The organism is Dubosiella newyorkensis (assembly GCF_001945605.1).
GTDB classification, from domain to species: domain Bacteria; phylum Bacillota_I; class Bacilli_A; order Erysipelotrichales; family Erysipelotrichaceae; genus Dubosiella; species Dubosiella newyorkensis.
Genome location: NZ_MPKA01000079.1, coordinates 22,539 through 30,337 on the forward strand (window position 1 = coordinate 22,539; position 7,799 = coordinate 30,337).

Consider the following 7,799-nt stretch of genomic DNA (forward strand, 5'->3'; position numbering starts at 1 on the left):
CAGGATATGTCATTATAATTTGTCCAATTCTTAGAAAATAAATAGAACCATTGTTTAAATTATAATTTTGTCCCAAAAAGTAGATTTATGTCTCAGATAGGAGTATTATATGATTAAAGAGGAGTGAGTGGGGCAATGAAAAAGAAATCAGTGCTGAATTTAATAAAATATCATTTTGAAAACAATGAAAAGGCTTTTAGATCCGAAGCTTATTCTATTGCTAAGGAATTTAGCCAAACAGGTAATCAGGAATTAGCACAATATATTATGACGTTTCTTTCGAGTTCACAGACTTGGATACCGATGGAAACCAGTCGAAAGTATGAGTTTTTAAATCAAGTCGAGGGAAATGGGGAACCATTGTTGCTTCCAGAGCTGATTATGAATGAAATTATGGGAATCGCAAATGCGGCAAATCGAAATATGGGGGTCAATAAATTTCTGTTTGAAGGAAAACCTGGTACTGGTAAAACGGAGGCAAGCAAGCAACTGGGAAGGATATTAAATCGTCCGGTTTATAGCGTAAGTGTCGAAACTTTGATTGACAGCAAATTGGGACAAACTTCAAAAAATATATCTAAACTTTTTAAAGAAATTAATCAATTAGTAAAGATTGAACCATCTATTGTTTTAATTGATGAAATAGATTCTTTCGTTTCGAATCGAATGGATCAACAGGATGTCCGAGAAATGAGTCGGGTTACATCGACGATTTTAAAACAGTTTGATCAACTTGATTATCGTGCCACAATTATCGGTACGACTAACTTACTGAAACAACTGGACAAAGCCTTAGTAAGAAGATTTGATAAAGTTGTATCGTTTGATCAGTACACCAAGCAAGATCGAATTGAGCTTGCTGAAAAATTATTAAATCGTTATTTAGCTCAGGCAAAGATTACCACAAAGAATCTGCGTTTATTCAAAAAAATATTGGATTTGAATCTTCCTGAGACGCCTGCTGAATTAAAGAATATTATTCGTACAGCGATTGCTTTCAGCGATCCTCAGGATGAATCAGATTACCTAGTTCGTTTATATAGTTTAATTACTGAACATTCTATTCCGGATGCTCAAGCCTTAAAAGAACAAGGTTTCACTATTCGGGAATCAGAAGTATTGCTCCAAATATCGAGGAGCACGATCAATCGTGAATTAAGGAGGGGACAATGAACAATGTTTTTGAATTACGAGGAGAGATGAATTCAAGCAAACCTAAAAAGAACCGGCCTGTCCCACAGTTGAAAGGGCTGAAAATAGAAGTGGATACGATTCGAAAGTTTAGAAATCAACTTGAAGAGATCAAACAATTCTGGGAATCGGAAAAATATCTTGATGGTGCGTTGGTAAGTATCCACTATAAACGAGTGATCCCTAAATCAAGTCGGGTCAATCGTATCCTAGGTACAAAATCGAAGCCAAGTTCTAAATTTATATGTGGAGCAAAATATGATGGGTTTGATGAAAATAATATTGGTAAGGCTCATATTATTACCTATTATATTTCGATCGAACAATTAACTGATACGATTCAGCTTTTGAAATTTTTGGAAAATATAACAGCTACTCGATTTGAAGATACTGCTACCGAAAAAAAGGTTCGTGAGTTAAAACCTTTTTTTAAACAGAATGTTTACAGTTATTCGGAAGTTGTGCAAGGCTTAGTGGACTTAAAGGAAATTGAAACTTTTTCTATAGAAAAAGAATCTATCAATGAAAATGGGAATCATATGATTTCGTTTTATAAAACATCAACCAATCTTGATTGCTTATTTGAAAAACTGCATATTGATCCCTTGAATATTGAAAAGATCGACGAACAGACTTACGTGTTTTCAAAGCATGATATGTCTGTCATTTTACAAGAAGTTCCTTATCTTGTTTCTATGGGCTTGCAAGATCTAAATGAAGTTTGTCCAATCCAGTTTCAGATTTCGAAACCGCTCTATGAGCTAAAAGAAATACCTGATCCAAAGGATGAACCTGTTATTGGAGTCATTGATATGCATTTTAAAAAGGGCTCCACTTATTTAGATAAATGGGTCGATTATAAACGCGTGACTTCTGATGAGATTGAATTAGAGGATAACGATTACGAACATGGGACGCGGGTGAGTTCCATTATCGTGGATGGGCCAAGTTTAAATCCTCATTTAGATGATCATTGTGGTCGTTTTCGCGTTCGTCATTTCGGTATAGGAGCAAGTGGAAAATTAAATAATTCGACGGCTTTGAAACAGATTCGTGACATTATAGAAGATAATCTTGATATTAAAGTTTGGAATATTTCGCTAGGTTCAGAATTTGAAGTCTCTCGAAATTATATGTCTGTTCAAGGGGCTTTGCTTGATGAATTGCAGTTTAAATATGATATTTTGATTATCGTTGCAGGAACGAATAAACCAGAAAAAATTGGGAATGAATCTTATCGTATTGGCAGTCCAGCAGATTCTCTTAATTCGATCGTAGTCAACTCGGTGTCTTTAAAAAAAGAGGTGCCTTCTTATGCGCGTAAAGGTCCTGTGCTTTCTTTTTTTATAAAACCTGATGTTTCTTATTATGGAGGAACAGTTGAAGAGCCCATTCAGGTTGTGACTGCTTCTGGAGATATTACGCAAACGAGGGGTACGAGTTATGCTGCTCCTTGGATTGCCCGAAAAGCTTCTTATCTGATTGATAAAATGGGTATTTCTCGCGAAGTGGCCAAAGCATTGCTGATCGATAGTGCTGCCGGTTGGGGCAACCAGCAGAAATTTGATGTAGGTTATGGAGTTGTTCCAGTCTCTATTGATGATGTACTTCAATCAAAAGATAATGAAATTCGATTCGTAATGAGTGGAAAAATGAGAAATACTGAAATCTATACACATCGTCTTCCAGTAAATTTGATTGATGGAAAGCATCCATTTAAAGCAAAAGTTACGATGACCTATTTTCCAAAATGCGACAGATATAGTGGCGTTGATTATTCTTGTACAGAACTTGATGTCCATTTTGGAAGAGTGTATGAGGATAAAAAAGGCAGTTTTCAAATTAAATCAATCGATGCCAATCATCAAGGAGATGATGGGATTCATGTGTGTTATGAGAAGACGGCCCGAAAAACGTTTCGGAAATGGGATAATGTGAAGCATCTTGAGGAAAAAGTCAATGAAAGATCAAAAGATGTGAAAGCGATGACTGAGAAAGGGTTCTGGGGCATTAAAATCAATGAAAAAGAAAGACAGGATGAAAAATATGGAGAAGATATTGATTTTGGATTGGTCATTACTCTCAAAGAAATACATGATGAAAACCGCTATACAGATTTTATCAACCGGTGCATTGCTCATGGATGGATCGTGAATGAAATCAATATTGAAAACAGAACAGCGATTTACAATGTTGCGGAAGAAGAAATCGAATGGGATTAATGGAAAAGAAGCTCAGTGAAGATCTGAGAATCGGTATATAGTTGTTCAGGATATGCTTTCAAAGCAATACTATATATTGAAAAGATTATAAGAAGGAGTAAAAAGACGACTTATGAAGATAAAAAAGATAGAATTGATTAATTTTAAACGATTTACGCATTTAATTGTTGAAAAAATACCTGAGACGGCTAAAATGATAATTTTAGTGGGACCTAATGGCTCTGGAAAAACATCTTTTATGGAGGCACTAAATCATTATTATAAGTATACTGGATATTATGATATTGGAGATTATCATTATCTCAGTAAAATAGGTAATGAGGAGGAGCTCAACCATGATCAATGGTTTAAACGTGCATCAAAACTAGTGGATATTGACTTTCATGATATAACCCCTCCCAAAACTATTGGCAACAGTAGCGATATAAAAGGCCATTTTTATTTTCGGAGTGCATATAGAAATGAACCTGATTTTCAAATAAGTTCTATGCAAAGACAACCAGATCCTACTGAATCAATACGATTAAAAACACTTAACCAAAATGATCAAACGGTTTCTGCAAACTATCAAAGATTAGTAGCCACTACTATCTCGAGTGTATATAATGTTGAAAATGATTCAAAATCTGTTGCTACTTTACGTGAAGAATTAACTGGAAAAATTTGTGTTGCTATTGAACACGTATTTGAGGATTTGGAGTTTTCATCTCTCGGTGAGCCTCTTAAAAATGGTAACTTCTATTTCACAAAAGGAAGTACAAAAAATTTTAACTATTGCAACCTTTCTGCTGGGGAAAAATCAGTCTTCGATTTAATTTTAGACATGGTTGTTCAATCGGAGTATTATCCAGATGCTATTTACTGTATTGATGAACCAGAGACTCATTTGCATACCAAATTACAGGGAAACGTTCTACGAGAACTGTATTTTCTTATTCCAGGAAATTCACAGCTCTGGATTTCGACTCATTCAATTGGAATGCTACAAGAAGCAGAAGAAATTGAGAAAAAAAATCCAGGTACTGTTGTTTTTTTGGACTTTGGTGAACGAGATTTTGACACAGATCAAGTAATTTATCCAACAAAAATTGGGAAAGCAGTATTGGAAAAGTTTTACGAACTTGCTTTCGGCGATTTTGCGAAGTTAATGTTGCCTCGAACAATCATTTTTTGTGAAGGAGATTCAAATGGAAAAAAACGAAAGAATTTTGACAAGACGATTTATTCGACTATTTTTGCCAATACTCATCCGGATGCATTTTTTATCTCTGGCGGTTCTTGTAATGATATAGAAAAGATTGAGAACACGCATGGAGAAATAATTAGTACACTTCTTAAAAATACTCGAGTCATTAAAATCGTAGATCGAGATAATCGCAGTGATCAAGAAATTATTGATCTCAAAAAAAAGGGGATTAGGGTCTTGAAAGAGCGAAATCTCGAATCCTATTTGCTTGATGATACTGTAATCAAGAAATTATGTGATTCAGTTGGAAAAAGCGAAGAATATAGCGAATGTATTCGAGAAAAGAATTGTGCCCTTGTCGCTTCTATAGATAGAGGAAATGCTTTAGATGATTATAAATCAGCTAGTGGAGATATTTATAATTCGTTAAAAAAGCGACTTGCTCTTACAAAATGCGGAAACAGCGCGGATAGCTTTATTCGTGATACTCTTAGTCCATTGATTACACCTGATATGGATATTTATAAAAAACTAGAAGAAGAGATTTTTGGTAAAATGGGCGAAGAAGAAAATGACGAATAGAAAAATGAAGATAGAATCGATCAATATTATCGCTTAAAATGTTATGTTATTTCAAATAAGGCTAACTAAGGCTATTGATGAAAACAAACCGGAGAACAATCAACTATGAATTTCTAAAATTGATGGTATGTCAAGCTAAAATACAATCTAAATTTCTATTTTTTACAAATTGGAAGATTTTGTTTCGCTTTCCATTGACTACGGGTCCTCATCTCTAAGAATCCATTTTTTGTTGATTTTCAGACTCCCAGCTTTTGCTGCGGTTTGAAAAGCTCCTAGCTTATCTTAGGGATCCTCATCGTCAAAGCCGCTTCCTAGTTTTATCTGAACGCAACGTTTTCAATATCTTGTAGTTGTTCTCATATTCCATCGAGGATTCGTATCCGTAATGAAATGGATACGAATCCTATTATAGAATTCTTCTGTATATTTGAATATAGCTTTCTTTGCTTCTTTCATGATCGAATAGACGTATTTATAGTGCCATTAGGTTTCTAGCTGGTGGAGGATTTGATGAATTAATATTTGTGATTAGTATAGCTTTTTAAGTTATAAGGTAAATGCCAGAATGTTTGTTCCTTAAATTCTTTGTCATATTACTTTTCCATTTTTCATTTCTCCTTATTATAGAGATCAAGTTATGCTTTTTATAATGTTTTACTCCTTTAGTTTTCAGAGGTTTAAGCGACACAGTAATAATACTAGACTCACAGGTAGTGAGATTCCGCTTTTTATTTGGGTAACCAAATAACTAAGGGGGGATTCTCGAAATATTTTGGGTTATTTTCATATTGGAGATAATGTTTATGAACAGATTTTAAATAAGTATATTACGTTTGGTATATAAAATCTTATATGAAATGAATTTATATCAGTAGATTAGCTGATAAATTTGGGAATAATAGTTTAGATAAAATAAGGTTTTTGGTATACTTATCTGTAATAAAAGGAGTTATTTTATGAATGATCTATCGAACATAATTAATAAAACGGTTTCTATTTCTATATTTAATCGTGGTCGTGCTGGTCAAGTCTTCTCGGATGTAAAAAAACGCGGATCGTTGGTTGTTCTAAAAAATAATGAACCTGAATGTGTTCTTTTATCTCCAAAAGAATATGTTTCTTTAATGGATGAGTTGAATGATATGAGATTAGAACTTCTTGCGACACAAAGGATGCACAATACAGATTTATCGGCTACTATTCCTGCTGAAGATGTTTACAAGAATCTTGGAATTGATCTCAATGATCTAGAATGTTTTGATGAGGTAGAACTAGATTGAGCTGGAATGTAAAGTTTTTACCTGAAGCACAAGATGATTTGTTTTCTCTTGACAAGAGTCAGCAGAAGCTTGTCGTTAAAGCAATTCAAAAAGTAAAACAGAATCCGCTTTCTTCTCGAGAAGGAGGCTATGGTAAACCTCTGGGCAATAAACGAGCCAATAAACTTTCTGGTTTTTTGAAGATCAAACTTCGCTCTGCAGGTATTCGTGTGGTTTATCAACCTATTAAGACAGAATCAGAAATGTTAATCATCATTATCGGAGTTAGGGAAGATAATGAAGTTTATGAAGTTGCTGGCAAAAGAATTAAAAAGCATAAATTATAGTGGCAAACTATTATAACTGGTAATAAAGATTGAAAATAGCGTTTATAAAGGGTAACCAAATAATTCAGGGGGGACTTAAAATATTTCGGGGTTTGATGATCGAATGTAGATATCAAGTTAAAAATGTACAAATTCGATGAGATAAAAATGCTCAATTTTGTTTGAAAGATACTGAAGGATCTTTTCTCTCTGCCCAAAGAATGAGATTGCGTATATAATCGAAATTGGAAGTTCCTCTAGCATTCTTTTTGTAGTCTTTGGGTTTTCTGTTGAATGATTCCATAGGGCCGTTCGAGAGCCGTGCATAGTAGGTTTCAAGATCCTTTGATCCTTTTCTTGAAACTTCGGCTACTGTAAAAGAAAGTGCGATTTCTTTTTTGTGGGCTTTCAAGAACTGTGCGAATTCGACGAAGACCTGCTGATCGGATTATTTGTATTTTTGGATCAGGGCTTCGGGTGTTCTAGAGGCTTCCTCTGTTGTTGGATAAAAAACGTGTCATTGAAAGCGAGATATTATTCTTCGACAATATAAAAGAATCATTGTCGGGGAGGCTGAAATGACCGAAAAGATAAGAATAATCAGCAGATATGAAAAAACCTCTTAAAATAAATCTAATATGGATACCCGAATCTAAAGCCAAGCGGAAGTTTGGCTTTTTTTGTTATTTCCTAACCACTCTTTTTGTGATGTTTACTATAAATCATAATGACATCCAAGAAATATTCTATTATGATGATAGTATTAGAACGTTAAGGAAGAAAAGAAAAAGGTTATGAAGAAAAATACGATTGCGATCATCGATTCGATCAAAGAAAAATTTTCGAATTATATTTATTCGACTTTTACATTAGAGGATGTGAAAGATCAAGGTAAGCGGGAATTAAAACAGCGGGTAGCAGCCTGATGAAAGTTAAAGTAGAGTAACCACAGGAGGTGGCTACCCTATGGAAACGAATACCACTGCTCATAATGAAGATCTTGTATTTACCGAGATTCCTTTTCCAAAAA

At 34.3% G+C, this 7,799-nt stretch carries 6 protein-coding genes and 1 pseudogene; 6 read left to right on the forward strand and 1 reads right to left on the reverse strand.

From position 1 onward, the window contains the following. The first annotated feature begins 135 nt into the window (after positions 1-135). The 5 genes from BO225_RS07825 to BO225_RS07845 all read left to right on the forward strand — a co-directional run bounded on the left by BO225_RS07825 (position 136) and on the right by BO225_RS07845 (position 6,790). The gene (locus BO225_RS07825) at positions 136-1,173 is read left to right on the forward strand and encodes an ATP-binding protein (protein ID WP_076341689.1); all 1,038 of its coding nucleotides are present in this window, start codon (positions 136-138) and stop codon (positions 1,171-1,173) included. Further along, the gene (locus BO225_RS07830) at positions 1,170-3,413 is read left to right on the forward strand and encodes a S8 family peptidase (RefSeq protein WP_076341690.1); all 2,244 of its coding nucleotides are present in this window, start codon (positions 1,170-1,172) and stop codon (positions 3,411-3,413) included. The genes BO225_RS07825 and BO225_RS07830 overlap by 4 nt, the downstream gene beginning before the upstream one ends. Before the next feature lie 112 nt (positions 3,414-3,525). Next, on the forward strand, positions 3,526-5,181 hold the full coding sequence (locus tag BO225_RS07835) for an ATP-binding protein (protein ID WP_076341691.1): 1,656 nt from the start codon (positions 3,526-3,528) through the stop codon (positions 5,179-5,181). A gap of 959 nt (positions 5,182-6,140) precedes the next feature. Then, positions 6,141-6,464 (forward strand): type II toxin-antitoxin system Phd/YefM family antitoxin, encoded by a 324-nt coding sequence (locus tag BO225_RS07840; RefSeq protein ID WP_076341692.1) that lies wholly within the window; start codon positions 6,141-6,143, stop codon positions 6,462-6,464. After that, entirely contained in the window at positions 6,461-6,790 is a 330-nt protein-coding gene (locus BO225_RS07845; RefSeq protein WP_076341693.1) for a type II toxin-antitoxin system RelE family toxin, read from the forward strand. The genes BO225_RS07840 and BO225_RS07845 overlap by 4 nt, the downstream gene beginning before the upstream one ends. 151 nt (positions 6,791-6,941) lie before the next feature. Here the strand turns inward: BO225_RS07845 and BO225_RS13095 are convergent. Next, positions 6,942-7,190, reverse strand: a pseudogene (locus tag BO225_RS13095) (transposase); the annotation flags it as partial. A gap of 373 nt (positions 7,191-7,563) precedes the next feature. On the opposite strand from BO225_RS13095, the gene BO225_RS12875 reads away from it, so the two are divergent. Next, complete coding sequence (locus BO225_RS12875; RefSeq protein ID WP_269843900.1) at positions 7,564-7,695, forward strand: hypothetical protein; 132 nt, start codon at positions 7,564-7,566, stop codon at positions 7,693-7,695. Positions 7,696-7,799 lie beyond the last annotated feature (104 nt).

Bases quoted from the DNA above. Each gene is read 5' to 3' on its own strand.
- BO225_RS07825 (WP_076341689.1), top strand. From the start codon at position 136: ATGAAAAAGAAATCAGTGCTGAATTTAATAAAATATCATTTTGAAAAC.
- BO225_RS07840 (WP_076341692.1), top strand. From the start codon at position 6,141: ATGAATGATCTATCGAACATAATTAATAAAACGGTTTCTATTTCTATA.
- BO225_RS07830 (WP_076341690.1), top strand. From the start codon at position 1,170: ATGAACAATGTTTTTGAATTACGAGGAGAGATGAATTCAAGCAAACCT.
- BO225_RS12875 (WP_269843900.1), top strand. From the start codon at position 7,564: ATGAAGAAAAATACGATTGCGATCATCGATTCGATCAAAGAAAAATTT.
- BO225_RS07835 (WP_076341691.1), top strand. From the start codon at position 3,526: ATGAAGATAAAAAAGATAGAATTGATTAATTTTAAACGATTTACGCAT.